The 26,653-nt window shown below is 42.8% G+C and carries 28 protein-coding genes; 16 read left to right on the top strand and 12 right to left on the bottom strand.

Annotated features, from left to right (window positions below):
* Window positions 1-30 precede the first annotated feature (30 nt).
* From CDG76_RS04180 to CDG76_RS04210, 7 genes are all read left to right on the top strand, one after another.
* A complete protein-coding gene (locus CDG76_RS04180) occupies window positions 31-795 on the top strand; it encodes an energy-coupling factor ABC transporter ATP-binding protein (protein ID WP_094347952.1) in 765 nt (254 codons plus the stop codon).
* Window positions 796-1,073: 278 nt separating this feature from the next.
* Entirely contained in the window at window positions 1,074-1,550 is a 477-nt protein-coding gene (locus tag CDG76_RS04185) for a hypothetical protein (protein ID WP_094347953.1), read from the top strand.
* 327 nt (window positions 1,551-1,877) lie between these two features.
* Window positions 1,878-3,761: an iron uptake porin gene (locus CDG76_RS04190; RefSeq protein ID WP_094347773.1), complete on the top strand. Its 1,884-nt coding sequence runs from the start codon at window positions 1,878-1,880 to the stop codon at window positions 3,759-3,761.
* A 150-nt stretch (window positions 3,762-3,911) separates the two neighbouring features.
* Window positions 3,912-5,111: a hypothetical protein gene (locus CDG76_RS04195; protein ID WP_094347774.1), complete on the top strand. Its 1,200-nt coding sequence runs from the start codon at window positions 3,912-3,914 to the stop codon at window positions 5,109-5,111.
* A 706-nt stretch (window positions 5,112-5,817) separates the two neighbouring features.
* Window positions 5,818-6,477 carry a DUF1361 domain-containing protein gene (locus CDG76_RS04200; RefSeq protein ID WP_094347775.1) on the top strand — a complete coding sequence of 220 codons (660 nt, stop codon included), beginning with the start codon at window positions 5,818-5,820 and terminating at the stop codon, window positions 6,475-6,477.
* A gap of 27 nt (window positions 6,478-6,504) precedes the next feature.
* The gene (locus CDG76_RS04205) at window positions 6,505-6,690 is read left to right on the top strand and encodes a hypothetical protein (protein WP_223265126.1); all 186 of its coding nucleotides are present in this window, start codon (window positions 6,505-6,507) and stop codon (window positions 6,688-6,690) included.
* Window positions 6,690-7,376 carry a DUF4276 family protein gene (locus CDG76_RS04210; RefSeq protein ID WP_094347776.1) on the top strand — a complete coding sequence of 229 codons (687 nt, stop codon included), beginning with the start codon at window positions 6,690-6,692 and terminating at the stop codon, window positions 7,374-7,376. Before CDG76_RS04205 ends, CDG76_RS04210 begins: the two co-directional genes overlap by 1 nt.
* Here CDG76_RS04210 and CDG76_RS04215 read toward each other — a convergent pair whose 3' ends face one another.
* Window positions 7,377-9,725: a putative PEP-binding protein gene (locus tag CDG76_RS04215; protein ID WP_094347777.1), complete on the bottom strand. Its 2,349-nt coding sequence runs from the start codon at window positions 9,723-9,725 to the stop codon at window positions 7,377-7,379.
* Window positions 9,726-10,354: 629 nt separating this feature from the next.
* Here CDG76_RS04215 and CDG76_RS04220 point away from each other — a divergent pair.
* Complete coding sequence (locus CDG76_RS04220) at window positions 10,355-10,825, top strand: MgtC/SapB family protein (protein WP_094347778.1); 471 nt, start codon at window positions 10,355-10,357, stop codon at window positions 10,823-10,825.
* A gap of 62 nt (window positions 10,826-10,887) precedes the next feature.
* Here CDG76_RS04220 and recF read toward each other — a convergent pair whose 3' ends face one another.
* On the bottom strand, window positions 10,888-12,009 hold the full coding sequence (gene recF, locus CDG76_RS04225) for a DNA replication/repair protein RecF (protein WP_094347779.1): 1,122 nt from the start codon (window positions 12,007-12,009) through the stop codon (window positions 10,888-10,890).
* Between the two features lie 83 nt (window positions 12,010-12,092).
* Window positions 12,093-14,951 (bottom strand): cation-translocating P-type ATPase, encoded by a 2,859-nt coding sequence (locus CDG76_RS04230; protein WP_094347780.1) that lies wholly within the window; start codon window positions 14,949-14,951, stop codon window positions 12,093-12,095.
* 435 nt (window positions 14,952-15,386) lie between these two features.
* On the opposite strand from CDG76_RS04230, the gene CDG76_RS04235 reads away from it, so the two are divergent.
* Window positions 15,387-17,057, top strand: a complete 1,671-nt coding sequence (locus tag CDG76_RS04235; protein ID WP_094347954.1) for a transglutaminase-like domain-containing protein — start codon at window positions 15,387-15,389, stop codon at window positions 17,055-17,057.
* A 347-nt stretch (window positions 17,058-17,404) separates the two neighbouring features.
* Here the strand turns inward: CDG76_RS04235 and CDG76_RS04240 are convergent, their stop codons facing one another.
* From CDG76_RS04240 to CDG76_RS04255, 5 genes are all read right to left on the bottom strand, one after another.
* Window positions 17,405-18,097 carry a hypothetical protein gene (locus tag CDG76_RS04240; protein WP_094347781.1) on the bottom strand — a complete coding sequence of 231 codons (693 nt, stop codon included), beginning with the start codon at window positions 18,095-18,097 and terminating at the stop codon, window positions 17,405-17,407.
* Window positions 18,098-18,173: 76 nt separating this feature from the next.
* Window positions 18,174-18,518 (bottom strand): hypothetical protein, encoded by a 345-nt coding sequence (locus CDG76_RS38130; RefSeq protein ID WP_223265127.1) that lies wholly within the window; start codon window positions 18,516-18,518, stop codon window positions 18,174-18,176.
* A gap of 141 nt (window positions 18,519-18,659) precedes the next feature.
* Window positions 18,660-18,866 (bottom strand): hypothetical protein, encoded by a 207-nt coding sequence (locus CDG76_RS38135; RefSeq protein ID WP_223265128.1) that lies wholly within the window; start codon window positions 18,864-18,866, stop codon window positions 18,660-18,662.
* 64 nt (window positions 18,867-18,930) lie between these two features.
* Entirely contained in the window at window positions 18,931-19,650 is a 720-nt protein-coding gene (locus CDG76_RS04250) for a hypothetical protein (protein WP_094347782.1), read from the bottom strand.
* Between the two features lie 97 nt (window positions 19,651-19,747).
* Entirely contained in the window at window positions 19,748-20,611 is an 864-nt protein-coding gene (locus tag CDG76_RS04255; protein ID WP_094347783.1) for a PD-(D/E)XK nuclease family protein, read from the bottom strand.
* A gap of 146 nt (window positions 20,612-20,757) precedes the next feature.
* On the opposite strand from CDG76_RS04255, the gene CDG76_RS04260 reads away from it, so the two are divergent.
* The 6 genes from CDG76_RS04260 to CDG76_RS04285 all read left to right on the top strand — a co-directional run bounded on the left by CDG76_RS04260 (window position 20,758) and on the right by CDG76_RS04285 (window position 23,833).
* Entirely contained in the window at window positions 20,758-22,182 is a 1,425-nt protein-coding gene (locus tag CDG76_RS04260) for a phosphoglucomutase/phosphomannomutase family protein (RefSeq protein ID WP_094347784.1), read from the top strand.
* Between the two features lie 58 nt (window positions 22,183-22,240).
* A complete protein-coding gene (locus tag CDG76_RS04265; RefSeq protein WP_094347785.1) occupies window positions 22,241-22,519 on the top strand; it encodes a LapA family protein in 279 nt (92 codons plus the stop codon).
* A 13-nt stretch (window positions 22,520-22,532) separates the two neighbouring features.
* Window positions 22,533-22,757: a DUF433 domain-containing protein gene (locus tag CDG76_RS04270; protein ID WP_094347786.1), complete on the top strand. Its 225-nt coding sequence runs from the start codon at window positions 22,533-22,535 to the stop codon at window positions 22,755-22,757.
* Window positions 22,754-23,020, top strand: a complete 267-nt coding sequence (locus CDG76_RS04275; RefSeq protein WP_223265129.1) for a DUF5615 family PIN-like protein — start codon at window positions 22,754-22,756, stop codon at window positions 23,018-23,020. Before CDG76_RS04270 ends, CDG76_RS04275 begins: the two co-directional genes overlap by 4 nt.
* 77 nt (window positions 23,021-23,097) lie before the next feature.
* Window positions 23,098-23,355 (top strand): BrnA antitoxin family protein, encoded by a 258-nt coding sequence (locus CDG76_RS04280; RefSeq protein WP_094347787.1) that lies wholly within the window; start codon window positions 23,098-23,100, stop codon window positions 23,353-23,355.
* 34 nt (window positions 23,356-23,389) lie between these two features.
* The gene (locus tag CDG76_RS04285; protein ID WP_094347788.1) at window positions 23,390-23,833 is read left to right on the top strand and encodes a DUF29 domain-containing protein; all 444 of its coding nucleotides are present in this window, start codon (window positions 23,390-23,392) and stop codon (window positions 23,831-23,833) included.
* A 138-nt stretch (window positions 23,834-23,971) separates the two neighbouring features.
* On the opposite strand, the gene CDG76_RS04290 is transcribed toward CDG76_RS04285, so the two are convergent.
* Together CDG76_RS04290 and CDG76_RS04295 are read right to left on the bottom strand one after the other, a co-directional pair.
* Window positions 23,972-24,376, bottom strand: coding sequence for a hypothetical protein (locus CDG76_RS04290; RefSeq protein WP_094347789.1), 405 nt, complete (start codon window positions 24,374-24,376; stop codon window positions 23,972-23,974).
* A gap of 2 nt (window positions 24,377-24,378) precedes the next feature.
* Entirely contained in the window at window positions 24,379-25,353 is a 975-nt protein-coding gene (locus CDG76_RS04295; protein ID WP_094347790.1) for a hypothetical protein, read from the bottom strand.
* 293 nt (window positions 25,354-25,646) lie between these two features.
* On the opposite strand from CDG76_RS04295, the gene CDG76_RS04300 reads away from it, so the two are divergent.
* Window positions 25,647-25,880: a type II toxin-antitoxin system HicB family antitoxin gene (locus tag CDG76_RS04300; RefSeq protein WP_094347791.1), complete on the top strand. Its 234-nt coding sequence runs from the start codon at window positions 25,647-25,649 to the stop codon at window positions 25,878-25,880.
* 71 nt (window positions 25,881-25,951) lie between these two features.
* Here CDG76_RS04300 and CDG76_RS04305 read toward each other — a convergent pair whose 3' ends face one another.
* Together CDG76_RS04305 and CDG76_RS04310 are read right to left on the bottom strand one after the other, a co-directional pair.
* Window positions 25,952-26,293, bottom strand: coding sequence for a DUF5615 family PIN-like protein (locus CDG76_RS04305; protein ID WP_094347792.1), 342 nt, complete (start codon window positions 26,291-26,293; stop codon window positions 25,952-25,954).
* Window positions 26,290-26,523: a DUF433 domain-containing protein gene (locus tag CDG76_RS04310; RefSeq protein WP_094347793.1), complete on the bottom strand. Its 234-nt coding sequence runs from the start codon at window positions 26,521-26,523 to the stop codon at window positions 26,290-26,292. Before CDG76_RS04310 ends, CDG76_RS04305 begins: the two co-directional genes overlap by 4 nt.
* Window positions 26,524-26,653: the final 130 nt, after the last annotated feature.

The following is a 26,653-nucleotide window of genomic DNA, read 5'->3' on the forward strand; positions in this document are numbered from 1 at the left end:
CAATTCCCTTACATATTGAGTTTGTCAATTTTGAAATCATTAACTTCTAATCCCCAATTATCAACCGATAATCCCCATGCAGCTGTAGTCGAGGTTGAGAACCTGGTGTATGCATATTCCCGCCAGGAGCCAGTATTACAGGAAATATCTTTTACCTTAAACAAAGGCGATCGCGTCGCATTGATGGGAGCAACTGGTTCTGGAAAAAGCACCTTGTTGGAGAACCTGATCGGCTTAAAACAACCGCAATCTGGGAAAATTACAATTAATAGTATTCCCGTAGAACTGCAAACTTTACCCCAAGTGCGTCGTCAAATTGGCTTTAGCTTCCAAGATGCCAACGATCAACTATTTATGCCCACCATCTTGGAAGATATTACCTTTGGGCCACGTAACTATGGGATGTCTCCAGCAGAGGCTAGCGATCGCGCCCGACAGTTATTAGCTGATTTTGGTCTAGAAGCCTACGCCAATCGTTCCGCCCACGAACTTTCTGGTGGACAAAGACGCCTAGCCGCCCTAGCCTCGATTTTAGCTCTAGAACCAACAATTCTAATTTTGGATGAGCCAACTAACGGTCTCGATCCAGCATGGCGGCGTCATTTGGCGCAAGTATTATTAAAGTTACCCGTGCAAGCGATCTTAATTGCCTCCCACGATCTACATTGGTTAGGCAGAGTTACTCAACGCGCTTTGGTGTTGTCTGGTGGTCGTATTCAAATAGACAGCGATATTCAACCACTGTTGCAAGATGGTGCTACTTTAGACCAGTTGGGTTTGCCGATAGATTGGTGATTTCAGATCAGGGGGGAGCAGGGGAGAACTTCCTGGATTTCTCACTTGTGAGAAATCCAAGGGGTGTGGGAGGTGTGGGAGGATGGGGAAGAAGTCTTACCCCCCACACTCCCCACACTCCCCACACTCCTCTTCCCCTGAAGCCTACACTATGCGTGAGAAATCCGGGAACTTGCAGTAAGTTTTTCCTCCCTGCCCCCTGCCTCTTCTGCCCAATCCTCCCATTTCCCCGTAATATTGGATACTATATTGTGGGTTTGATTGCTGTTGGGGTGTTAATGTCTGTTTTACGTAAATATACTGTTCTTGCTCCTGTGAGCCTAAGTATTGCTTTGTTAGTTGCTAGTTGCAGTGACAATAAAGTTTCCCAGTGCCAGCGACTGATTCGAGTTGTGAATGCTGGAACTTCTCTAATTGATAAAAATAAAGGAACGCAAGTGATAACTAGCATCCAGTTATCTAAAGATTTAGACTTTGTGACTAAATCCATTGGAGAACTGAAGTTAAAAGATCCGAAGCTGAAAGAATTTCAAAGCGGTTTTGTGAAGATTTTTCAAAATCTTAGTCAAGCGATCGCTAAGGCAGGTAAAGCGCTTGGTGCAACCAAGACAGCACAAGCCTCAGAATCTGGGAGAGCAAAAATCCAAAAGGCTAGAGCCGAAATTGATTCAGCACTGACAACAGCTACAACTCTTGGCAAACAGTCAGATACATTAGTGAATCAGATGAATAAGTATTGTAGCGAGCCAGAATAATTGATCTGGGGCATTGGGCAGCACTTCTCTACGTTCGCGCAGCGTGTCGCAGACAGACGCTGCGCGTAGCTTGCTTCCACGTTCGCGCAGCGTGCCGTAGGCAAGTGGTACGGCTACGCTCTGTTACCGAGGGTCAGAGGTGACAGGTGATAGGGAATAATCTGTACCCTGTAACCTGTAACCTATTCCCTTCTTCACTGACACGGTGATGCCTCTCGGATAGACAGTAACTTTTATCACTTCTTTTTCAAAAATTTTCCTGATATACACCAACTTTATCTGTCAAAAGAAGTATTGGTGCAAGTCAAATGAAATACCAGGAGTGATATGAGTCTACTGATGGCGAGTGTGCTGGCAACAGTGCCAATATCTGCGGTCAATTTACCAGAAAAGTCCGTAATTCTGCTAGACAATCCGGTGCAGCAGTCAACACAGGATGATTTATCTCAAGTTGTCTCACCTGCTGAAATTACACCACCTGAATTCGTGCAACCAGATATAACTACCTCGTCAGCTATAAAAAATAAGTACGAGAATATACTGAGAAAAAGTAGAGACAAAATTCAATTTATCAGTTCACCTAACTTACCTAAATTAAAAAATACTCAACCTGTAACAGAAGTTGTACAGAACCAGGAAAGTACAGAAGAATTTTCCCAATCTCCTCATCCTCCAGACTCAGACAACCCAATGTCTCAAGTCACCTCAGTATCGCAACTCCAGGACGTGCAACCCTCCGACTGGGCTTTTGGTGCTTTGCAGTCTTTAGTAGAACGCTATGGCTGCATTGCGGGATACCCTGATGGGACTTATCTGGGGAATCGTAGCATCAGCCGTTATGAATTTGCGACTGGTTTAAATGCTTGCTTAGAGAAGATTAACGATGCGATGCCTGCGGCGGGCTACGCCTACGCTAACAATAAAATTAATACTGTTAATAATGAAGATTTAATCTCGCTGCAAAGGTTGCAAGGTGAATTCAAAGCAGAGTTGCAGCAATTACAGCAGCGTGTCGAAGCTGTGGAAAAGCAGACTAGTGAATTACAAGGAAATCGGTTTTCCACAACTACTAGATTATTTGGTCAAGCCATTTTTAGCGTGCAGGGAACCAATAGCCCCGATGTCGATTTGTTTCCGAGAGATGGAGTCCCTGAACGCCAGGGAAAAACCAATCTAACTTTTACAAGTAGCGCCCAACTAACCTTAGCAACTTCATTTACAGGGGGAGATTTGCTGTTAACAGGGCTGTCTGCGGGTAATTTGGGTTCTAATGCATCGTTGTTATCTACCAATATGGGGCGGTTGGGTTTCGAGTCAAATACAGACAACAATCTAGTTATTAGTGACTTATCTTATCGATTTCTGGCCTCGAATAACTTGGGAATTGTCGTCGGTACGGCGGGAGTCAATCCGATTAACACCTTTCGCGGTATTAGCCCTTTAGAAGGTTCTAGCGATGGCGCAATTTCTCTATTTGGTCAGCGGAACCCGATTTTAAGTATTGGTAACGGCAGTGGTGGTATAGGCTTTGACTGGCAGATTAGCGATCGCATTAGCTTGCAAGGCGTTTATAGTGCAGAAATACCCAATTTTCCTGGCGACACCAAGCAGGGCGGACTATTTGGCGGTAGATATACTGCTGGCGCTCAGTTAAGTTTAGCACCCACAAATAACATCGATATCGGCGTACATTATCTCTATTCCCACTCCCCAGATGGCTTACTGGGAGGTGGTATTGGCGATTCTCAACTGATTTCACCTTTTGCAGATCCTACAGCTTTCGATACCCAAGCCATTGGCGCTACCGTTGCTTGGCGAATTAACCCTAACTTGCATTTGGGTGGTTGGGGTGGCTTTACTTCCTCCAAGCCATCTAACCTTTCGGGAAGTGTAGAAACTACTAACTGGATGGTGTTCGCAGCTTTTCCTAATTTGTTGCGTTCTGGGAATTTAGGGGGCGTTCTCGTTGGACAACCGCCCAAAATTACTTCCAGTACTTTACCCGACGGCTTCAATTTTCCCAACTTTTCTGATGGGGGGACAGCAGGTGGACGTAGTGACACATCAATTCACGTAGAAGTTTTTTACCGCGCCCAACTGAGCGACAATATCGCCTTGACTCCAGGCTTATTCGTTATTTTCAATCCCGATCACAATGCGGCTAACGATGCATTAATCGTTGGGACATTAAGAGCAAGTTTCCGGTTTTAATTTTGTACTGATGTAAAGGTAATAAAATACGCTATTTTAATACTGACTAGTTCAGTATTAGATGCTTTCACGATCCATTAGGAGCAAGGAAAAGTCATGCGTAAACATACGCGTATTTTTTTTGTATGTGATTAAAGGAGCAAATTTTTCATGAAATTAAATTCATCAGTTCAGTTGGGTTGTGTTCTTGTTAGCAGCAGCAGTTTAGCCGCAGTCTTCATCGGTTTAAGTGGAACGAGTGCTTCTGCTCAAATCACAATTCAAAGCACTGGTACATTATCGGGTACTATCCAACTTCCCAGAAATAATCCCAATTTCAATCAAAGGATTACTCGTGTTGATACAGACGATACGGGGACTTACTCGCGGAACTTAGGTACTAATAATAATCCTAATTACGTTCCTATATACAAGTCAGACTATGTGCAGGTACAAACACGCTCTGATGGTAGTCTGCATTATTTTGTTGACTTTAAAGGCATTCCGATTGTCTCCTTTAATGGCGTTCTCACTTCGCCGATTCTTTCTGGCGGTGAGTTGACACCCTATAAATACCAGGGGCAATTGGCAGGAACCACATTTCAAGGAGTAGTTCAGGATGAATTTAATCTCACAAAAGCCTTATACACTGGTATTGTCACCGATCCAAACACTGGAAACCAGTATCAGGGCACTTTTGAAGTGAGTGGATATGGAGTCCGATATAGCGATCGCAATGGTAGCGCCACCCCCACAGTCTTTGATTTCAAATCCGATCTCCCAGGTTCACCAAAGGTGACATCTTTGGAAATGACTAACGCACCCCTAGCAAAAATACAAATCAAAGTACCTGCAACTGCAACTCTCATAACTCCTACACCAACTACTGGTAATGGTAGTACAACCACTCCCCCACCAGTAAGTAGCGGTGGTAGTACACCTACTCCCCCGCCAGTAATTAGTGGTGGTAGTACATCCATTCCTCCATCAGTAATTGATGGTAGTGCGATCGCTCCTGCACCCGTAGTTAGTGGTGATAGCACACCCACTCTTGCAACGATAGTTGATGGTGGAAACACATTCACTGTTACGCCAATAGTTGATGGCGGTAACACATTCACTGTTACACCAATAGTTGATAGTGGCGCTTCCTCGACACCTACAACGTACACATCTGGGTCTAATTCTCCATCAATTTCTACTACACCTAATATGGAATTGAGTAACGGTAATTTCCTAGAGGTAAATCAAGTAGTTGTCAACCCTGCAACCCTTGCTCAAGCTGCTTGTTCACAGGATTCTGCCAAGAGTTGTACAATAACTTCACCCAAACAGGCGATCGGCCCTCGTAGTCGAGTGCTACTGCGTTAGTTAGGGACTTTCCAATAAAAAATATCCAACTACTTCTTGTCGGGTGGGCGTCTCGCCATTGGTGTAAACTTAAGCCGAAAACTATGTCGGACAGGCGTTTTGCAAATCCCTCACGCCCTCATCCCCTAACCCCTTCTCCCAAGGGAGAAGGGGTATTGAATGTCTAGCTCCCCTCTCACGGATGGGAGAGGGGCTGGGGGTGAGGGCAAAACGTTGTCACCAAGCGGGTTTCGCGTTAAATTGACGCCTATGGCGTCTCGCCCGCCCTTAAGCAAAGGCTGACTTGACAAAAACTTTAGGTACTTCTGGAACTCTAGCAGGGCAAAATGAAATCAATATAATAGTTAGCACAGAGGCATACATTGCAATTAAAAAAGTCCACCATCACTTATTCGTAGCGTTTTTCTTGCTCAGACTACCTTTCGGTAGTATCTTTTACCCTGATGATTTTCTGGCTATACTAGTGACTTAAGCCGATTGATTGATAAATTTCATCCTCCAGCATAAAATACACAAAAACTCTAAATTTTGGACATAGTAGGATATATATCAGTATGTATTTACTTCTCACTGACACAAAAATATTGTCTGATGTTGGAGTAAATTAATTTTCTTGGAGGCTACAAAAACTCGATCAATCGCTAAGGTTAACACTAACACTACAGAGTGAATCTAGATAAATCAAATATCTTCCGAGTAAGCACCTATGAAAGAAGAATTGATAGCCAGAGTCGTGCAAGTCTTGCGAATTAATATGAGTTGGATGACTTGGAATTTATTTCTGGCTTTTATACCTTTAGCTTTGAGTGTGTGGCTATTTCGCTTTAAGCGTGGTGGCACTTGGCTTTGGTGGCTAGGATTCTTAGTTTTCTATGCTTTCTTACCAAATGCACCATATTTGTTAACCGATGTAATTCACTTGATAGATGATATCCGCACGATTCAATCGGTGTGGATGATTACTTTAGTACTTATTCCTGTGTATTTGCTAGTAATTCTCGGTGGATTTGAAGCTTATGTAATATCGTTAATTAATTGGGGTCACTATTTACATCGCATCGGTAAGAGCCAATGGATTTGGCGCGTTGAGACGATTACACATTTTCTCTGTGCTGTTGGTGTTTATTGGGGGCGATTTTTGCGTTTCAACAGTTGGGATTTTATTACTCAACCCGATGCCGTAATAACCAAAGGGGTAGAAGAAATTCTGGGAAAACAGCCCTTGGTGATTATTGCTATCACCTTTGTGGTACTTGCAGGTTTGTACTGGATTATGAAACGAGTAACTTTGGGTTTTGTTAGGCAACCAAATAGCAGAATAGGGATAAACTCAGAACGCACAAACTCTAACACGCCGAACATTTGATCAAGGTGGCGATTTGGGCTTTTAAATTTGGTTAGCACCCAATCTAGTTCTTTTTTGGATAATTTTGATCCTGAAGATGTGATTGCGGTAAACCGAGAGGGTAAGGAATCGCAATTTAAGCGGCTAAATTCCTTAGAATTAGAACCTTGGCTCGACGAGTACAGTCTGGGAGAAGTCTGGGAGAAAAATATCGCCGGTGGAGGACCACATTAATGATACGCCTCTACCTATTTGCTGAAGGACAGACCGAGCAGACATTCGCCGATAACATCCTAAAACTATATCTTGCTCAATATAGTGTTTTTATGGACAAGATTATGCTGATTGCCCATGCCAGAAAAAAAGGTTATGTGCATCGCGGTGACGGTCAAAAGTACGAGCCTATGAAGGATGACATTCTGCGCCTTCTCAAGCAGGAGAAAGGCTCTAAGGTGTTCTTTACTACTATGATTGATTTGTATGCTATTGCTCCTGATTTTCCGGGATTGGCTGAAGCTGAGAGTCTGCGCCAAAATCCTGTACAACGGGTCGAATTTCTAGAGCAACGCTTTGCAGAAGATATTAACGATTACCGATTCATCCCGTACATTCAGTTACATGAATATGAGGCATACCTTTTTGCTGATCCAACGTGCTTTGAATACCTTGATGCTAGTCGTACAAAGGAGATTGAGGCTCTCCAGGCGATCGCTAATCAATATGAAACACCTGAGTTGATCAACGACGGACAGGATACAGCTCCCAGTAAACGCATCATCGCTCAGTTTCCTGATTATGGAAGAGCAAAGTCTGCTTTTGGATCGCAGTTGGCTGAACGAATTGGACTAGAAGTAATTCGGAGCAGATGTCCCCACTTCAACACATGGCTGTCACGCCTAGAATCATTGAATCACTCCTAACTAATGCAGTTTTCGTCGTGCTGCTGCCAAAATTATGCGTTGTTCAGCACGAGCGATCGCTTGATATGTTCGTTCGACTGCTTCCGGTTCAACAGAAATGGAAGTAATACCCCATTCCACTAATTTATCAATAATTTCTGGATAGAGGGCTGGTGCTTGACCGCAGATTGAACATGGTATACCAGCACTTCTAGCCATTTGGATCAGTTGAGCGATCGCACCCATAACTGCTGGATGACGTTCATTAAATACTTTTGCTAGCTGTCCTTGTTCTCGATCCACTCCTAGCAATAATTGGGTCAGGTCATTTGTACCAATAGAAATTCCGGCTACACCTGCTTTCACATATTCTGGTAATAAAAACAGTACACTTGGCACTTCTGCCATCATCCACAATTGAAACTGCGCTACCTCGGTTAAAAAAGCTTGCTCAACTTTGCGACGGCAAAAGACAAATTCTTCTACAGTCCGCACAAAGGGTAACAGTAGATTGACATTGGTGTAGCCAGCTTCCTGTACACTCGCCAAAGCTTTCAGTTCCAACTCAAATACTGCGGGATTTCGTAAACAGCTAAAGGTGCCGCGTTCACCTAACATCGACTGGGGCGAAGATTCTAAACTATCACGCAATGATGGTAAATCTTGCGATCGCCAATCTAAAGAACGATAAAAAACTGGTCTTGGTGCAAAGGCACGAGCAAATTGCATAATCTGCTCAGACCATAACTCTAACAATTCTGCCTGACGCCCGCTTAAAATCCAACTATTGGGATGTTGCCCGTTCAATATATTTAGTACCATCAATTCGGAACGCAACAATCCCACTCCATCCACAGGCAGGTTTTGCACTTGTTCTATTAAAGTGGATTGACTCAAGTTAACCAGCAGTTGGGTAGCAATCATAGGTAGATGAGACGTAACAGCAGGATGAGACGCTTTCGGGTTGGGGTAATGTGAGGAAAGAAGATTTTCTTCTCTTCCTCTCTCCATCTCCTCCTTTGAGTCTCCTTTGATGCGATAAACTTCTCCTCTGTCGCCATCAAGCAGCAATCGTTCGCCAGTTTGGATTAAAGTTGTGGCCGATGTTGCGTTGACTACTGCTGTTATACCTAATTCTCTAGCTAGAATTGCCGCGTGACTGGTTAATCCCCCTTGTTCTGTGATAATGCCAGCAACTTGTTGCAATAATGGCAACCAATCAGGTGTAATCGTTGGTACTACTAAAATTACTCCCTTCGGTAATTGTTCGGGTTTCTGTTGCGAATTAATAATTACCAGGGCAGTGGCTACAACCCGTCCCCCGGCTGCTCCTAGTCCCCGAATGAAGTGTGTGTGGGAAATTGATTGGGAAGGACTCACTTGTGTGATGTAGAGCTTGCCAGATGTAGGTTGCTCGGCGATAGTCCATTTAATGGTAAAGGTTTTACCTAGTTCGCTTACCAGTTGAGTTCCCAGAGCAATTATTTGTTGCAAGTATTCTTCTTGTAAAGAGTACTGTTTTTGTTGCGCTTCTGGAAGTAGATAGGTAATCAGACAGGTATGATCTGGTGTTAACGCTGAGTTCGGCAAGGGTTGCGAAAAAACTTTAGGCGCTGCATCATCAACGCCATAAGCCAGCATTTTATTGCCCAGTTGTTGCTCAAGCACAACCCCAGTTTCCGGTTGAATGTAATAAACATCTGGCTGTACTTCGCCTTGAGCTATCGCAATTCCTAATCCCCAAGTAGCCTCAATTTCCCACCCAGAGGAATTGGTTGTGAGCGAGCCACTAGCGATCGCATTTCCAACAGGTTGCACCAAAACTGCGAGATTAATTTGTTGCAGATTAATTCCTAAGTGCTGCCAATATAATAGACTCCGGGCCCGAAATATTTGACTCCAGGTACGCTTTAGAGCCAGTGCGATCGCTTCCGGTTCGCACTGGCAAAATACTGACTCCAGTAAACCCGATATATTGTTGTTTATACCTGGAGTAGCAGTTGATACTGTCAAAGAAGGTCGAAGAATCAAACAGCTAGTTTGCCATTCCTTAGCGGCTTGGAAAATTGGACTCACCCACTCCTGGGTTACAGTCGCACTCAGAATTTCTTGGCGCAAGCGACTAGCCACCTGCTGAAGTTGACGCCAATTAGTGACATCCAGGTGTAGCGAAGAATGGGGTAAGTCAGCTACTAATGATTCTGAACTATTGAGATTTTCGAGAAATTGCCGCAAAATTTCTGCCGAAACTACAAAACCAGGCATCACCGGATAGCCACGCTGGATAATTTTGCTCAAGTAAAAGGCTTTGTCACCTACTTTGGCACGGTCTTGTAGTTTAATTTGATCTAGCCAGTAGAGTTTATTCACTCAATTTGTTAGTTGTCTATTTGTAGCCACAGCCATTTCTTTTTGGTATGTTATCAGGTTAATCCACTGACTTCTGAATAAAAAGTACTCAGGACTGACAGCAGAATTCAGAATTCAGAATTTAGGAGTCAGAAGTAAAACAGGCTTTATACCTGGCTTTGAGACGAATCATCGTGTACTTCCGTAACTTGAAATACGCTGTATAGCTGATTTGATCTACTTATACATGGTCGGATCATATTTAATTGTTGAGTATATAGGTTAAATCTAACAATTTAAGGTATAATTTTGTGGCTCAGTCATTTTAAATAGTCAAACAACTATTTAATAAACTTAAAATTCATGTAGTTTGCCAAAATGACGATCGTTGCCACAATTTAACAATGCAAATCTCCATTTATTGACCAGAATAATATTATCTTGTTGAAAAATAATCCTAATAATGGAAAATATTAATTCTCCGTTTCAAAACTATTGCTGAATTGATAGATTCCAATATGAGATAGACTATTGCACTACACCCATTGGATCAAACTCCATTAATAAAACATTAGAATAGTTTTGTACTATTTTTATAAAAATATTACGATTTAACCTAGTATATAGAATTCTCCATATCAGACTAAACATTGTCAAACACTTACTACCTTGCAACTAATGATTGGCTGAATATCAGCTTCCGGCTATGTATTGCATTGCTTATTGGAGCAATCATCGGCTTAGAACGTCAAATTAGGCGCAAGCCAGCTGGTTTAAGAACTCACATGCTGGTGAGTTTAGGTTCAGCCTTATTTACCTTGATAATCATGCAAACAGGAGGACTGCAATCTAGTCCTGATGCACTTAGCCGCGTGATTCAAGGGATTGCAACTGGTATAGGATTTCTCGGTGCTGGAGAAATTGTGCGCCAATCTTCCCAAGAGTCACAGCAACTTGAAATTCACGGACTCACCTCAGCAGCGGCTATTTGGGTTTCGTCTGCATTGGGAATTGCTGCTGGCTGTGGTTTATGGCAGTTAGGATTAATCAGTGCTATGCTGACTTTTTTGGTGCTCAACGTTTTTAAAAGGTTTGAAAAACATCCCAAAAAATCAGAGTAGAGGCATCCAGATGCACGTTATAAATCCCTGGATGAAAATGCCTTTAAATAAATTTTTAATTTTTAATTTTTAATTGTTAACTCTCCTGCTTTCACCAAAATAATTTGGGATGACTTCAACCATTGGGAATCAAAGGAACCCAAGTGAGTGGTAGTAATCAGGGTTTGAAAGCGGTCTTGAATGGCATCAAGCAATTGATTTTGGCGGGATAAATCTAGTTCGGCAAGAACATCATCTAGTAATAGTAATGGTGACTCTTTGACGACTTCTTCAATTAATTGTAATTCGGCTAATTTTAAGGCTAGAACCAGGGTTCGTTGTTGACCTTGAGAACCATATTGGCGAGCGGGTGTCTGGTTAATAGTTAATTCTATTTCGTCTCGATGCGGGCCGACAAGGGTTGTGCCTTGGTGCATTTCAGCAACGGCTCGCTGCTGAATTTTTGCTAAAAAAGCTTGCTGTACTTCTTCTGGATGGTTATCCTCTAAAGGAATATTCGGGATGTACTTGATTTGCAGAACTTCTGTACTGCCGCTGATATTGCCGTGCCAGGTGGTAGCAATGGGAGCTAATCTTTGGATAGCGCGATCGCGTCGTCTAATTACTCTAGTTCCTGTGGTCGCTAACTGTGCATCCCACACCGCTAGTTCTGATTGCTCTGTATCCAGTGCTAAGTCTTGAGTTTTTTTTAAAAAGGCATTGCGCTGGCGTAACACATGGTTATACTGCTGCAAAATGTGAGCATAAACTGGTTCCAGTTGAATTAAAAGTGTATCTAGCCAGTTGCGGCGACCTTCCGGGCCGCCGCGTACTAGTTCTAAATCTAAGCTGGAAAATTGGACTGCATTGAGAACACCGAGAAAGTCCATTTGACGGCGGATCGATTCGCCATTGAGAGCAACGCTACGGCGACCATTGCGGCGCAGGGTTAAGGTCAGGTCACTAACACCTGTTTGTCGTTCAAGGGTGGCATCAATTTGGGCTATGGCTTCCCCTTCTTGAACCAAATCGCGATCGCGGGTCATGCGGTGCGATCGCAATGTCGCCAGCAACTCCACCGCCTCCAACAAATTTGACTTTCCCTGAGCATTATTACCTACCAAAATTGTTTTGGCAGCGGTAAACTCAACCTTTTGGTCTTGATAATTGCGAAATTGTCGGAGGTTTAGAGTTTTTAGGTACATAAGTTCAATTTTGGATTTTAAATTTTAGATTTTGGATTGAAGATAAATCTAAAATCTAAAATCTAAAATCTAAAATTTCCTTTTTAGACAGCCTTCTTGCCCATAATCCGCAAAAATATCTTCTCCGCTTCAATCCACACAAACATTAAGGCACTGAAACCAATACAAACCCCTAACTCTTGCAGATTCAAGTAGTGAGTACCAAAGAAATCTCGCAGGGGTGGGACGTAAACTAGCATCAACTGCAAAATCGTGGTGACAACAACAGCCGCTAGTACAAATATATTGGAGAAGGGATTCATCTCGATGGCCAGTCGGTTGTTGGAGCGAATGGCGATCGCATGACCCATTTGGGCAATACACAAGGTTGTAAATACCATTGTCTTCCAGGTATCGCGATCGCCTTGATATCCAGCAGCATGGGTATGTTGATAAGCCCACCACATTAAGGCAATGCTGATAATGGCAAAGATGATACCAATGCGAATCATGTAAGAACCTAATCCCCTGGCGAAAATACTTTCACGGGGACTAAAAGGCGGACGTTGCATGACATCCGGTTCTGGAGGTTCCACAGCTAATGCCAAGGCTGGTAAACCGTCTGTCACCAAGTTCATCCACAGAATTTGTAAGGGGGTAAGGGGAACGCCTCCTAAACCAATTAGAGGTGCGGCTGCAATTGTGAGAACTTCACCGATGTTACTGCCCAGGATGTATTTAATAAAGCGGCGGATATTGGTGTAAACAACTCTACCTTCCTTGGTGGCGCTGACAATGGTGGCGAAGTTGTCATCAAGTAACACCATGTCACTGGCTTCTTTACTGACATCTGTACCAGTAATACCCATTGCAATACCGATGTCGGCTTGTTTGAGGGCTGGGGCATCGTTGACACCATCGCCTGTCATCGCCACAAATCGACCCCGGCGTTGCAGTGCTTGGACAATTCGCAGTTTGTGTTCTGGGGAAACTCTGGCATAGATGCTCACCAAGTCAACGTTTTGCTCTAATTCCTGGTCAGTCATCCGTTGCAATTCTTGACCTGTGAGAACACGATCGCCTTCTTGGGCAATTCCCAAATCGGTAGCGATCGCTCGTGCTGTTAATTGGTGGTCGCCAGTAATCATCACTGGGCGAATACCTGCATCTCGACACTCTTGCACAGCTGCCCTTACCTCTGGGCGTGGCGCATCCAGCATTCCTACCAATCCCAGCCACACTAAGCCTTGCTCAGATACTTCATCGGAACCTTCTGGTGGGATTTCTGCCAAGGGTTTGTAGGCAAAACCTAGTACCCGCAAACCTTTACTTGCCATCAGGTCATTTTGTGTCAAAATGTTTTGGCGTTGTGCTTCGGTCAAGGGGTCTGTGTCATTGCCCAAATGAATTTGAGTGGAACGTGCCAAGATTAACTCTGGGGAACCTTTGGTAAACATTAAGTAAGGTTCAGATTGGAGAAAACTAGCGATCGCCGGGTCAACGCCTCTCGAAGATGCGTCACCTGTGGCAACTCCCTCCACCTGAGAAATTACGCTCATCCGCTTCCGTTCTGAGGAGAAGGGGAACTCCCTAACTCTGGGTAATTTACTGTTCCACTGGTCTTTTTCGATTCCAGCTTTTCCCGCCAGTGTTAACAATGCCCCCTCTGTGGGATCTCCCAAAATTGCCCAATCACCTTGTTCTTTTTGCAATACCGAATCATTACAAATAGCACAGGCTACTGATAACGCTGAGATTTCTGGAGACGCCTCTAGGGAAATTTTTTGACCATCTAACTGAAAGTCCCCTGTGGGAGCGTAACCTTCGCCGATGACGCGAAAGGTTTTGTTGTTAGTAAAAACCGATTGCACGACCATTTTATTTTGAGTCAGTGTACCGGTTTTATCCGAACAGATGGTAGTTACAGAACCCAACGTTTCCACTGCTGGCAATTTGCGAATCAAGGCATTTTGGCGCACCATTCGCTGGGTTCCCAGTGCCAAGGTGACGGTAATTACTGCTGGTAAACCTTCTGGCACCACAGCAACCGCCATACTCAAGGAAACTTCCAAGAGTTCTTGGATGTTTTTAAAACCTCCGTCCTTGAGGACACCACCGATAACGACAATCGCCACGAGAATCAAGGAACCCGTAACCAGGACGTTGCCTAGTTGAGTCATCCGTTGCTGTAACGGCGTAGGTTCACTTTCCACCGACTGCAACATGGTGGCAATTTTGCCGAGTTCTGTAGTCATTCCGGTGTTAGTCACCAGAACCTTGCCTCGTCCTTGGACTACTTCAGTTCCTTGAAATACGACATTTAGGCGATCGCCTAATGATGTTTCCTCCGGTAATTTTAGTGATGCCTGTTTATTCACCGCTTCGGCTTCACCAGTCAATGCTGACTCTCGCACTTGTAAATTTGACTGTTCTATCAAGCGCCCATCTGCGGCTATCTGCATCCCAGCTTCCAGCAGCATTACATCCCCTGGAACTAGTTCCTTGGCTGCTATCTCCACCAATCTGGTGTCGCGGATAACCCGCACTAAGGGAGAGGTCATTTTTTTCAAGGCTGCCAATGCTTTTTCAGCACGGCTTTCTTGGACGTAGCCGAGTATGCCATTGAGAATGACAATTGCTAAGATAGCGATCGTATCTTTAAATGGCACTTCACCAGGCTTCAAAGTGCCCGACCGCCAACTCCATAGGTCTATCAAGCCAGAAATTAGAGCTACGCCAATCAGCATCAACAACATAATGTTCTTGAACTGATCGAGAAGAATTTCCCAAGTACTACGGCCAGCAGTTTCTTCAAGTTCGTTGGGGCCGTATTTTTGTAATCTCTGTTGAATTTCTTGGGGTGTTAAGCCACTGTCTGCATTACTATCAAGCAGGTCTAGCGCTTTATCAACTTCTAAACTATGCCAAACGGCGGCACCTTCAGGCAGAGAATTAGCAGACATCGTGTAGGTCACAGCAAATGGTTACAAAATTCGATCATAATTTAGTGATGGCAGGAATTCCATCTCCTAAAGTTACATTAAGGCGATCGCCCAGTTGTATGAGTGTATATGTAATTCTTAACATTTGTAAATTCCTCCTGTTTTGACATAGTATTATTTCTCACGAAAGAGTTTATCGGAACACATTGTACCGATAATTATTAGTACCTCGCCGTAAACGTGGCGATCGAGAACCACTAGATGTACTTGGTAAGAGCAACGCCCATTGTGGGCAGTCTTTTAACTCACCACTCTTCATCTACCCCAATTAGGGAAGCCATTGCTCGACTAGAATTTTCTATATCCAGCAATTGGTCTGACGGCGGTAAAACCGCTTGAGTCATGTTTCCTCCCCTACCTAAAGGTGAGGGTTTTTTACACTTACCACAAGGTTTTATGAGTTTTGCACTCCCCACTTTGACCGTTAGCCAGATGTTTGGGCAAAAAACAATTCGACCGCTTACTGCTGCTGCCCTGTGTGGCATTACTTTCATCAAAGATAGACTGATTGCTATTGACAGTATCAAAGGGCATCTACTAGAGATCGATCCCACCTCTGACAACAGCAAAATTCTCAATTCCCATCAAGTTGAAGAATTTACCGATGTCACTGGTTTAGCTGCGTGGGATGATACCCTCTGGGTAAGCCGAGAAAATAGTGTTTATTTGTGCAAGCTCGATGCTTTGGATCTAGAACATTTTGTAACATTGCCTTATCCGGCTGATGGCGTTGCTGTTTGGGAAACAACAGTTTATGTTAGTTGCCAAAGGCTGGGCTACATTCTGGTTTTTGACCGCGAAACGCGAAAAGAGATTACCAGATTCTATGCCCCTGGAGTTGGGATAGAGAATTTGGCAGTCAACCAAGAAATGCTATGGATTTGCGATCGCATCGAACAATCAGTTTACGCGATGGACAGAGCCACGGGAGAACTGCAATTCAGCGTCCTGACACCCTTTGAATGTCCCACAGGCATAGCAATCCATAAAAATGCCGAAACAGGCAAAGAAAGTATTTACGTAGCCTACGCCTCAGAGGAGCCTTATATCCGGGACAACCCCAATGCCGATCCTAGTCATGAATTAACATTCCGCGATCGCACTTTTATTCACCCACTGTATTATCATTACGATCCAGATAAGCGCTACGCCCTCTCTAACGGCTATCTGATTGAAATGTCTTATGCTGAGGAAATTGCCCCCTTAGACGAGGTTAATTTACCCGATGTCGAATGGCGCATCGCCCTACCATCCGAAACTGAGCGTCAAAAGGTGAAACACGTTGAACCTATTGGTATACCCTTCACCGAAGAAGTGGTACAGGGGCAACGTGTAGCAGTCTTTAAATTTGATTCTCTTGCTCCAGGAGAACGGCATATATTTGGCTGGAAAGCACTTTTGGAAGTTCGAGGGATTAAGTATCGCATCACACCCAGAGATGTGGAAAATATACCTGAGTTGTCCCCAGAATTACAAACACGCTACTTAGTGGATGACGACGATTTAGCAATGGATACTACCATTGTTCGCCGTGCCGCTAGAGAAGCAATTGGTTCTGAAACCAATGTGCTGCGAAAAATGCACAGCATCCGCAACTACGTCTACGATCAGTTATCCTACGGTATTAAACCTTACATTGACACGCCAGATACAGTTTTAGAGCGGGGCGTTGGTTCTTGTGGGGAATATGTCGGCGTTTTACTTGCTTTATCCCGTTTAAATGGCATCCCCTGCCGCACCGTAGGCAGGTACAAATGTCCTCCGCATAGTGACTTTGTAGGAGTACCGTTACAACCAGACTTTAATCATGTTTGGCTAGAATTCTACGTCCCAAATTTTGGTTGGTTGCCAATGGAATCCAATCCTGACGATATAGGTGAAGGTGGGCCTTATCCGACGCGATTTTTTATGGGCTTATGCTGGTATCACATTGAAATTGGTAAAGGTATCACCTTTGAAACGGTGACAAGTCAAGGCGAACGGCTAACCAAAGAAGATATCCCCATTGGTGATTTGGCGATTAATCATATTCGGTTCACAATTCTTAAAGAATTACCGCCTTTTTGAATTTAGGCATTGCAGAAAGGCGCTAAGAAAGCGAGTAGTGGCGTGGCAAGGCTAAAATGTTGCAAAAAAAATGTAGGTTGGGTGGAGGCTTTGCGTAACCCAACATCCTGATATATGTTGGGTTGCGCTCCGCTTCACCCAACCTACGTCTACGTTTAATGCACAAATTTAGTCTTGACACGCCAGTAGTGGTGTGACAAGACTAAAATGTTGCAATAAATTTTCTTGTGGGGCGGGCATCTTGCCCGCCAATTAGGACGGGCTAGAAGCCCATCCCACAAGAGTTTGCTAATGCACAAATTTAGTCTTGACACGCCAGTAGGCTAACGCACCTTAATACTCTCTGATTAACCACAATTTTCGTCTATTTCTAAACTCTTATTCCTATTCAAGTATTCTTCAAACAATTCAAAAAACTTATGTAGTGCATCATGCTCATCTACAGAATAGAAAAGAATTATTTTAGACCATGACTGACCTGAGTTAATTCCATATTTTTCTTCAATCCATGATTGAAAACCTTCAAATTCCCTTTCTGGCTCAGTTGGAGGTACGCCAACTTCTCTTCGAGCCAGACTATATCCTCGCAGAAGCATATCAAGTCTAGTAATTGAATTAGTTCCTAAATACATTCCTGGTCTTTTTTTTATATTACTTGGAATCTCGTTGTAAATATCAAACTGAGGAAACCACAAATCCTGACGAAGCCTTAAAATGTCTTCACTTTCTTGAATTTTTGAATTATCTTTTTGTTCGATGAACTTTTCAAAAAGTTCAAAAAATTTATAGAAGGCATTTCTTTCACCAGGAAAAAGAAATAGAATTATTCTAGCCCAAGATTTAATTAAATTAGTTTCTGCTATTTCTTGCATCCACTCGTCAAATCCTTCCATTGGGTATCCTTCTGGAGTTGCTCCTAAGTCACTTAGTTGACCTAAATACCCAGCTACAAAGAAATCAAGACAAGTGATTGATGGCTTATCTATGTACATAACTGGATTTTCTTTAATCTTTTGGAGAAGTGTACAAAGATTCATCATATTGATTACTCCAATTTAATTTAGGGACTAGAGTGTGTTATTATGCCGTAGGCTAATGCACTTTAATACTTCCTGCTTAACCACTAATTTCGTCTACTTCTAAAGCCTTGTTCCTATTCAAGTATTCTTCAAACAGTTCAAAAAATTTCTGTAGTGCCTCATGCTCGTCTACAGAAAAGAAAAGAATTATTTTAGACCATGACTGACCTGAGTTAATTCCATATTTTTCTTCAATCCATGATTGAAAACCTTCAAATTCCCTTTCTGGCTCTGTTGGAGGTACGCTCACTTCTCTTCGAGCCAGACTATATCCTCGCAAACGCATATTTAGTTCAGTGATTGGACTAGCTTCTAAATACATTCCTGGTCTTTTCTTTATAGCACCTAGAATCTCCTTGTAAATATCAAACTGAGGAAACATCAAATTCTGACGAAGCCTTAAAACGTCTTTATTTTCTTGAATTTTTTAATTATTTTTCTGCTTTATGAACTTTTCAAATAACTCAAAAAAACTATAGAAAGCATCTCTTTCACTACTACAAAGAAACAAAATTATCTCAACTCAAGATTTAGCTACATCAGTTTTTGCTCTTTCTTGCATCCATTCATTAAATCCTTCGATTGGGTCGCCTTCTGGAGTTAATCCTAAGTTACTTAGTTGACTTAAATACCCCACGACAAAGCAACTAAGGCAAGTAATTGATGGCTTATCTATGTATATGACTGGGTTATCTTTAATCTTTTGGAGAAGCGTAGAAAGCTCTTTCATGCCAGCAACCTCTAATTTGATAAATATTTATTAATTGAACAGCCACATCGCCCTTTTATTGAAGTCAATCTTTCCTATCACGAGGGGATGAATTATCTGGCAGTATATCAGCACGAACCAGATCACTAATCCATTCTCCCTCAATATTATTGTTAGAATAATTTGCATAATCATCCCATGTTATGGTGTCGCCAGTTGAATATTCATAAACGACTCCACGAGTTTGATTATTACCATCTCCATCATTTAAACGAATCCAGGTTACATAATCACCAGATGGAGGATAACCACCACCAAAATCACGACCTGCATATTGATTAACTAGACTTCTAATTGCCCCCGGTACAGGTCGCCAACTTTGAAAATGATGAGTTACAAATTTGTCAGGAAAACCAGACCTCCTGTAATGTACTGTTTGGTGAAATTTGTAATTATAAAGAACTGAAGATTGACCTTGTGATCCACAAACTAAATTAAGTGGATAAAAAGAACAATATCTCTCCTGAGCTTTATTTGGAACCTGCTCATTTTGAGCTTTAGTTGTGCTAATTGGAGCCTTCGCAATAGGAGCTAATTCTGAACCAGCAGCGGCACATTCAGGTTGAATAGCACAAGCGTCTAGAGACGACAGCAATGCATAAACAGTTTGAGGTAAAATCCCTTTAAATATTAGAAGTAAAAGAAACGTCGAAATTCCTACTAATCTAAATACAGATTTATTTGTGGTTAACCGCACTAATCTTAACTCCTTACAACCAAAGATAAAAATCGATGTATCTGACATCTAGGTTGTCTGATAGGAGAAGAGAATCAGTCCAGTAAAAATACGAGTATTTAGTAGATTTTTTGGAAAATTGAACCAAGGTAAATAAATAAACTAATTAGCTATTAATTCTTAAACTTCTTAAACTGGGCAGTGGATATGATTGATGCTGCTTTAAATCGGCAAACTCACAGATAGAGTTAAATGGGCAAAAGCGGCAGTGAGAGCCAGGATTAGGAGGGAATATTTTACTAAAATTAGTATTTTCTTCCTGATATTTTTGCAAATCGTGCTGATGTTTATGAGCAATATTCGCTAACTCAAATTTTAAGGATTCTAATTCACTATTATTAATGCTAATTAACTCAGACTTCTTACATATTTCTAAATTATAAAATGATGCAACAGCTTTTCGTCCGGGGTAAAGATAACGAGCTGCTAACAAGTAAACTAATGCCTGTCGTTGGTCAAAAGCCGACTTACCAGTTTTGAAATCCAAAATATGTAAAGTGCTATCAGACTCAATGAAAACGCAGTCCATAGCCGCATATAAGCGAAAACAATAATCCTCTTGTTCAACTACTATCGGTTTGGGAAAGCCTTCATCACCCGGTGTTAATTGGATAATATCTTTATCCAAAAGCAACGGCGCATCGTGATATTTGTGCAAAATTTGCAGCACGCGTTGCTGAACTTGAACGCTTGAGTTGCCTAATTTTAGTAACTGGGCAACTCTTTCTACACCATCTGCTTGCTTCAACAGATGCCTGTGATGATGAAACTCATAAACGCCTTTTTGAGCTAGTATGCCAATCCGCTGAGGCGCGGTGGCTTGCGTTAAAAGCGCTTTGACTTGTGGTTCGTGTTGCCGTGCTTTGATAAACCCCCGTCTCATCTGGCAATGCCAGCGTTCTTGCCCAGTCGCTGGGGCAACTAGAGACCAAAGGTGATAACTGGCAAAAGGTCGATCGGGGGTTGACATTGCTCAGAAACAGTGAGAGAAAATACGGTGGGGAGAAGTTTAAACTAAGGCTTCCTTAGAAAAGAACTTCGGAGGATAGTTGCTGCTACACACGCTTTGCGGGAAGCTTTTATAGTACTGATAATGTACCGGAGCAAGTAGCAAAAATGTCCAGCAAGATAAAATTTGGTACCGATGGCTGGCGAGGGATTATTGCCGATGACTTTACTTTCCCCAATGTGAGAAAAGTAACAAGGGCAATTGCCACTTACTTAGATACAGCCTACACAAAAAATAGACCAGTACTTATTGCCTACGATACTCGCTTTTTAGCTGACCAGTTTGCCCAAACAGCGGCCCAAGTATTAGCAGATTTGGGTTGGACTGTAAAAATTACCGATCGGGATTGCCCTACACCAGTAATTGCCTACAATGCCCGTCACCTAAATTCCGCTGGGGCGTTAATGTTTACTGCTAGCCATAATCCAGCACCTTACTGTGGAATTAAATATATACCCGATTATGCTGGGCCTGCCACTCCAGAGATTACTGATACTATTGTGGCAAATATAGAAGGTGCATCGGATGAGTTGCCTGGGAGCAACCCATCAGGTTCAATTTCAATTTTCGATCCGAAACCAGATTACCTGAAATTTATCTACACTCTACTTGATGTAGAAAAGATCAGAAGCGCTAATTTAAAGGTAAAGTACGATGCTTTGTATTCTACCTCTCGCGGCTATTTAGATGAAGTTTTGCAACATAGTGGCGTTCAATTAGAAAGTTTCCACGATTGGAGAGATGTGTTATTTGGGGGTGGAATGCCTGAACCCAAAGGAGAACAGTTAGTTGAGTTAGTGGAAGCAGTAGTTCGCGATCGCGCTGATTTGGGTTTGGCGACGGATGGAGATAGCGATCGCTTTGGTATCGTTGATGAACAAGGAACCGTCCTCACTCCCAATACTGTGCTGCTACTTCTAGCACGTCATTTAATCAAAAATAAAGGTAAAACCGGCGCCATAGTCCGCACTGTCGCTACAACCCACCTGCTGGATAATTTCGCTGCTAAAAATGGACTGCAAATTTACGAGACAGCAGTTGGTTTTAAATACATCGGTGAAAAAATGCGCGAAACTGCTGTATTAATCGGTGGAGAGGAATCAGGTGGATTGAGTATTATTGGGCATATTCCCGAAAAAGATGGGGTATTAGCCGATATGCTGGTGGCTGAAGCGATCGCTTATGAAGGTAAGCCTTTAAGTCTACTCGTTAAGGAAGCGATCGCTGAAGCCGATGGGCCACTTTACAACAACCGCCTAGACTTGCACCTCACAGAAGCGCATAAAACCGCCGTCATCGACTCTTTTACCAAAAATCCACCTACAGAGGTAGCAGGCATTAAAGTCAAGGAAGTGGGGCGTAAAGACGGTATTAAGCTGTATTTAGAAGAAGGTAGCTGGATTTTACTGCGTCCTTCCGGTACAGAACCACTGGTGCGCGTCTACCTAGAAACCAACACTCCCGAAAAACTCACCCAAATCGCCCAAGAGTTAAAGAGTGCCATTGCTAAACTAGAAACACTTGCAGTTTAATAATTCAAAGTTAGGAGTTATGAGTTAAGAATTATTAACTCATAAATTTTATTAAGATATGAAAACTTTCGCTCCTTTTTTGACATCTCTAGTTGTGGCGGTTTGGGTAATCGCGATCGCAATTATTTCAGTCCAAAATGCCACACCCGTATCGTTAAAATTCTTAACATTCCAATCGATTCAGATACCAATGGGTTTAGTGCTAGCTTTTAGTGCCGTTGTCGGGTTAATTGGCATGGCACTGCTGCAACCTCTGTGGGGGCTTGCTGGTATTGGGCAAGGTAATTCTCGATTGGAAGACGATGCCGAATTTTTTGTTGATGATGAAGATTTTTGAGGCTTGAATAGCTGTGCAGTATCAAAACATTATTACAATCGAACCAGGAAAACGAGGTGGTAAGCCTTGTATTCGAGGAATGCGAATTACTGTATACGATGTTTTATCTTATCTTGCTTCTGGGATGACCTACGAGGAAGTGCTTGATGACTTTCCTTATTTGACACAAGAGGATATTTTGGCTTGCCTAAGCTATGCGGCCGATCGAGAACGGCAAATGCTGACAATGCAAGCATGAAGTTATTGTTTGACCATAACTTATCACCTCGGTTAGTTGATCGACTAGCTGATATGTACCCAAACTCTCAGCATCTTTTTCTTATAAGCTTAGATCAAGCAGATGATGTAACTGTTTGGGAGTATGCCCGACAAAGTGGATTTACTGTTGTCACCAGAGATGCTGATTTTAATGAGTTGAGCATTTTGCGAGGATTTCCTCCGAAAGTGATTTGGATTCGTTATGGCAATTGTTCAACCAGAGAGATTGAAGAGATTTTGTGATCGCACATAGAGGATATCCAAGCTTTTGACAAAAATCCAGATTTGGGAGTTTTGACATTGTATTAGATTTGGAAATTATGGAAACTGAGTATGATTTTAGCGAGGGCAAGCGGGGAGGGATTGAATCAACACCAGCAGGCAAAACTCGAATTACAATTCGCCTAGATGATGAAGTACTAGCATGGTTTCGTGACCAAGTTCACGCAGCAGGTGGTGGAAATTACCAAACTTTGATTAACGATGCCTTGCGTGAGTACATTCAGCAGCGCCGTGAACCGTTAGAAGAGACATTAAGGCGAGTATTGCGAGAGGAACTTGAGCGCATTGGAAAATAAGGATATTTTGGCTTGCCTAAGATCGAGAACGGCTATGAGCGCAACTTATAAAGCAGATTTTAACTTGTGGATTGAACAGACGGCCCAACTATTGCGATCGCATCGCTGGCATGAAGTTGATGTAGAATATCTGATTGAAGAGGTTGAAGGCTTAGGCAAAAGTGAACGTCGGAGTATTGCCAGTCAACTAACTCGCTTGCTGTTGCATTTGCTTAAGTGGCAATATCAACCCCAGCGTCGCTCAGATAGTTGGCTCGATTCCATCACCGATTCTCGCACCCAAATTAAGTTAGCGATAGAAGATAGTTCTAGTCTTAAGAGCTATCCTACAGAGCAACTTGAGGAAAGTTATCAAAGGGCGCGTCGCCAAGCAGCCAAGCAAACGGGAATGCTAATTTCCGTGTTTCCAGAAGAGTATCCATATTCTTTAGAGTTAGTGTTGGATGAAGACTGGCTACCGGAAGCAAGCGATATTTGATAACTGTATTTGTAGCTGTGTGAGTAATAACGATCGCTATGAAATAATAAGGACTGTAAGCCTCACACTATATGAAAAAAGCCTGACAACGCAGACTTTTTTAGAAATTTGTGGCAGAGCGATCGCACTGTTATAAAATTAAAACGTCCATTCGTGATCTGGATCATCTAGGGCGGCACGAACAGAAGCTAAGTTAGCAAGGTCTTTGAAAGGACTTGATTTAGCAATTTCTGTGATTGAGTTTAAGGTAAGGGCTAGTTGTTCATTATTGCCGGATGCGATCGCATTATCAACGACAGCAAATAAAGCGCGAAAGTTTTCTGCACGTTCATCAAAAGAGCGATCTAGATACGCCATCAGCAACTCTCGCTGGGCGTTAATCTTGGTGATTGTTTCTTTTTCCCAAGCATCAATCTCTCGTCTCTTTGTCTTTTCCTGTTCGGCAACCTTCAGGTAATCGGTGCAAGCTGAAACCATTTGCTGTAAGCATTCAGCAGGATTTAGGTTTGCGAGTGCAAAAGTAGCTATTTTGTGTACTGACATGCTTAATTTCCTCCCAAAGTACGATACTTTGCTTGGATAGTCGTGCTATTAGGATTCAGATACCCTTCACTGTCTAAGACAGGAGTTTTCATGATTTCTGCAAGCGCTTTCACCAGAAGTGCTACTTCTTGAAACTTCCTAGCATCACGATCGCGATTAAAAGGTTGGGCTTCAAGCTCTTGAAGTGCAGATTTAGCACGGTTGTTTAAATTACACACTAAATTGGCAAGTTCCACTGTTCGCCGTTTAACCTGTAATAAAAAATCTTGAGCTGCTTCAATATTGGCAATTTCTATGTTTACCCTAGCTTCATACTCCCGCGCTTTAGTCAAAGCTTCCTCACCCTTACCAGCAAGTTGAAAACCCCCAACCATTAATGCTGGTCCGAGTGTAATACCTCCCAATACAGCACCACCAACCGCCATACTAGTACCACCACCTAACCAAGTTATGGCTCCAGTCCAAGCCGCAGCACCACCAACTTGTGAGATAGCGACTTCACTAGCCCACAATCCAAATAACTTGGAAACAGTAACAGTACCTACACTCCTTGCTAAGGTAACTGCACCAGAACCTGCTACTGAGGCTGCAACGGCTGTTTTCATACCACCTTTCACCCACTGTTCAGCTTTGATAACTTCCGTTTTATACTCCTGAATTTGCTGGGTGGAGATGTCTAATCCAGTTAGAATGTCCAGATTGTTTTGGGAAGCTCGCTGACCAATTCTCTCAATAAAAGCTATAAAGTTTGAAATTGTACTCTGCTTGATACGAAGTTGCATTTGACCATAGGTTTCAGCTGACTGGTTGGTAATTTCCCAGGTTGCTTTTAAATTTTGCAAGCTACTTTTGTATTTTTGTTGAGCCTGTTCACCAATTTCCTTTGCCTGGTTCATATTGCCAATGCCTTTAGCACCCTTGACTGCTCCGAAGGCTCCAGTAGCCAAAGCAGCAGCACCTAAAATCAATGGAATCATGAAATACTCCTGATTATGATTAGTATTTGGTTAGTACTCGTCTACGGGTTCAACATAAAACAGAGGCATCACCTTATACTTATTTTTCCCGGAGATACCAACTAATGAACATTCAGAAGGTGTAAATTTGAGACTGCGATTAATGCAGTTGTCAATCCTTTTCGTGTTGAGTGCGATCCCTGTGGGAGGCTAACACCTCAATGCAATGGACAAGCGATGTCTACGACGGGCTACGCCTACGCACTCGGCTTGACGCTAGAATATTAGTCGCAATCTTGTGGAGATAATTGGCGATGAAAATTAAAGCAGTTATCTGGCAAGAAGACGGTGTGTGGTGTGGTTCTGTACCTTCCCTACCAGGATGCCACACTTGGGGAGACAGCTACGAACATCTATTAGAAATGCTGCAAGATGCGATTCAAGTCTGCTTAGAAGTTGCTAGCCAACGCGAAGATCAGCTTGATTTAGCATCATTCTCGTTACAGTACGCAGCTTCAATTTTCCCTGAAAGTGAAGAGACAGCTTAGTAACATTTAATTCCGGTGATGTAGTCACAGCTGATTTTCCCAGAGCCACTGGTATGAGTTGAGCAATTTACTCATGAACTACTGCTAATTTCTACAATTGCTTCTCCTTGCCGCAGTCGTTCTATTGCATCAGGTAAAGCGATCGCAAGTAGCCGCTGCAAATTGCGATTTGTGACATTACCACAGGTAAGCCAAAGAATTTGAGGTGGTATTCCTAACCGACAGGCCAAGTCAACAAAATCGCTGTCTTTAGTCATGATTACCGCCTTAGCTACTCGTGCTGCCTCAAAAATTTCCACATCTTTAGCATCTCGTAATCCAAGCTCTCGTAGGGCAGTAGCCTCTACGTCAAAAGTCTCAGTCAGCCAAAGTGCTAATGCAGGAGGCAACTGAGCATCAATCCAAATTTTCATGCTGTCAATCGAGGAAAGTCTGTTCGCCGTGCTGCGAACAATAGACAGGCTTGGATATCTTCGAGTTCGAGATCGGGAAAATCCTCTAAAATCTCAGAAACACTGACATTCTCAGCCAACATTTCTAAAATGTCACTCACACGAATTCTCATGCCTCGAATACAAGGACGACCACCACACTGACCAGGAGTTTGAGTAATGCGAGTCAACAAATCAACCCTTGAGTTCATGCAAGTATTTTAATATCAGGTACTTTTATTTAACTCTAATTCTGCGATCGCAATTATCCCACCCTAGCATCTGGGTGTAGCAAAAGGGCGATGTCTACGACGGGCTACGCCTACGCAATTATCTAAAGTT

Source organism: Nostoc sp. 'Peltigera membranacea cyanobiont' 210A, from assembly GCF_002246015.1.
Lineage (GTDB): Bacteria > Cyanobacteriota > Cyanobacteriia > Cyanobacteriales > Nostocaceae > Nostoc.

Excerpts from the sequence above, each read along its gene's own strand:
- CDG76_RS04185 (WP_094347953.1), top strand. The coding sequence starts at position 1,074 with ATGTCTGTTTTACGTAAATATACTGTTCTTGCTCCTGTGAGCCTAAGT.
- CDG76_RS04190 (WP_094347773.1), top strand. The coding sequence starts at position 1,878 with ATGAGTCTACTGATGGCGAGTGTGCTGGCAACAGTGCCAATATCTGCG.
- CDG76_RS04195 (WP_094347774.1), top strand. The coding sequence starts at position 3,912 with ATGAAATTAAATTCATCAGTTCAGTTGGGTTGTGTTCTTGTTAGCAGC.
- CDG76_RS04200 (WP_094347775.1), top strand. The coding sequence starts at position 5,818 with ATGAAAGAAGAATTGATAGCCAGAGTCGTGCAAGTCTTGCGAATTAAT.
- CDG76_RS04210 (WP_094347776.1), top strand. The coding sequence starts at position 6,690 with ATGATACGCCTCTACCTATTTGCTGAAGGACAGACCGAGCAGACATTC.
- recF (WP_094347779.1), bottom strand. The coding sequence starts at position 12,009 with ATGTACCTAAAAACTCTAAACCTCCGACAATTTCGCAATTATCAAGAC.
- CDG76_RS04230 (WP_094347780.1), bottom strand. The coding sequence starts at position 14,951 with ATGTCTGCTAATTCTCTGCCTGAAGGTGCCGCCGTTTGGCATAGTTTA.
- CDG76_RS04235 (WP_094347954.1), top strand. The coding sequence starts at position 15,387 with ATGAGTTTTGCACTCCCCACTTTGACCGTTAGCCAGATGTTTGGGCAA.
- CDG76_RS04240 (WP_094347781.1), bottom strand. The coding sequence starts at position 18,097 with ATGATGAATCTTTGTACACTTCTCCAAAAGATTAAAGAAAATCCAGTT.
- CDG76_RS38130 (WP_223265127.1), bottom strand. The coding sequence starts at position 18,518 with ATGTTTCCTCAGTTTGATATTTACAAGGAGATTCTAGGTGCTATAAAG.
- CDG76_RS38135 (WP_223265128.1), bottom strand. The coding sequence starts at position 18,866 with ATGAAAGAGCTTTCTACGCTTCTCCAAAAGATTAAAGATAACCCAGTC.
- CDG76_RS04250 (WP_094347782.1), bottom strand. The coding sequence starts at position 19,650 with ATGTCAGATACATCGATTTTTATCTTTGGTTGTAAGGAGTTAAGATTA.
- CDG76_RS04255 (WP_094347783.1), bottom strand. The coding sequence starts at position 20,611 with ATGTCAACCCCCGATCGACCTTTTGCCAGTTATCACCTTTGGTCTCTA.
- CDG76_RS04260 (WP_094347784.1), top strand. The coding sequence starts at position 20,758 with ATGTCCAGCAAGATAAAATTTGGTACCGATGGCTGGCGAGGGATTATT.
- CDG76_RS04265 (WP_094347785.1), top strand. The coding sequence starts at position 22,241 with ATGAAAACTTTCGCTCCTTTTTTGACATCTCTAGTTGTGGCGGTTTGG.
- CDG76_RS04275 (WP_223265129.1), top strand. The coding sequence starts at position 22,754 with ATGAAGTTATTGTTTGACCATAACTTATCACCTCGGTTAGTTGATCGA.
- CDG76_RS04280 (WP_094347787.1), top strand. The coding sequence starts at position 23,098 with ATGGAAACTGAGTATGATTTTAGCGAGGGCAAGCGGGGAGGGATTGAA.
- CDG76_RS04285 (WP_094347788.1), top strand. The coding sequence starts at position 23,390 with ATGAGCGCAACTTATAAAGCAGATTTTAACTTGTGGATTGAACAGACG.
- CDG76_RS04290 (WP_094347789.1), bottom strand. The coding sequence starts at position 24,376 with ATGTCAGTACACAAAATAGCTACTTTTGCACTCGCAAACCTAAATCCT.
- CDG76_RS04295 (WP_094347790.1), bottom strand. The coding sequence starts at position 25,353 with ATGATTCCATTGATTTTAGGTGCTGCTGCTTTGGCTACTGGAGCCTTC.
- CDG76_RS04300 (WP_094347791.1), top strand. The coding sequence starts at position 25,647 with ATGAAAATTAAAGCAGTTATCTGGCAAGAAGACGGTGTGTGGTGTGGT.
- CDG76_RS04305 (WP_094347792.1), bottom strand. The coding sequence starts at position 26,293 with ATGAAAATTTGGATTGATGCTCAGTTGCCTCCTGCATTAGCACTTTGG.
- CDG76_RS04310 (WP_094347793.1), bottom strand. The coding sequence starts at position 26,523 with ATGAACTCAAGGGTTGATTTGTTGACTCGCATTACTCAAACTCCTGGT.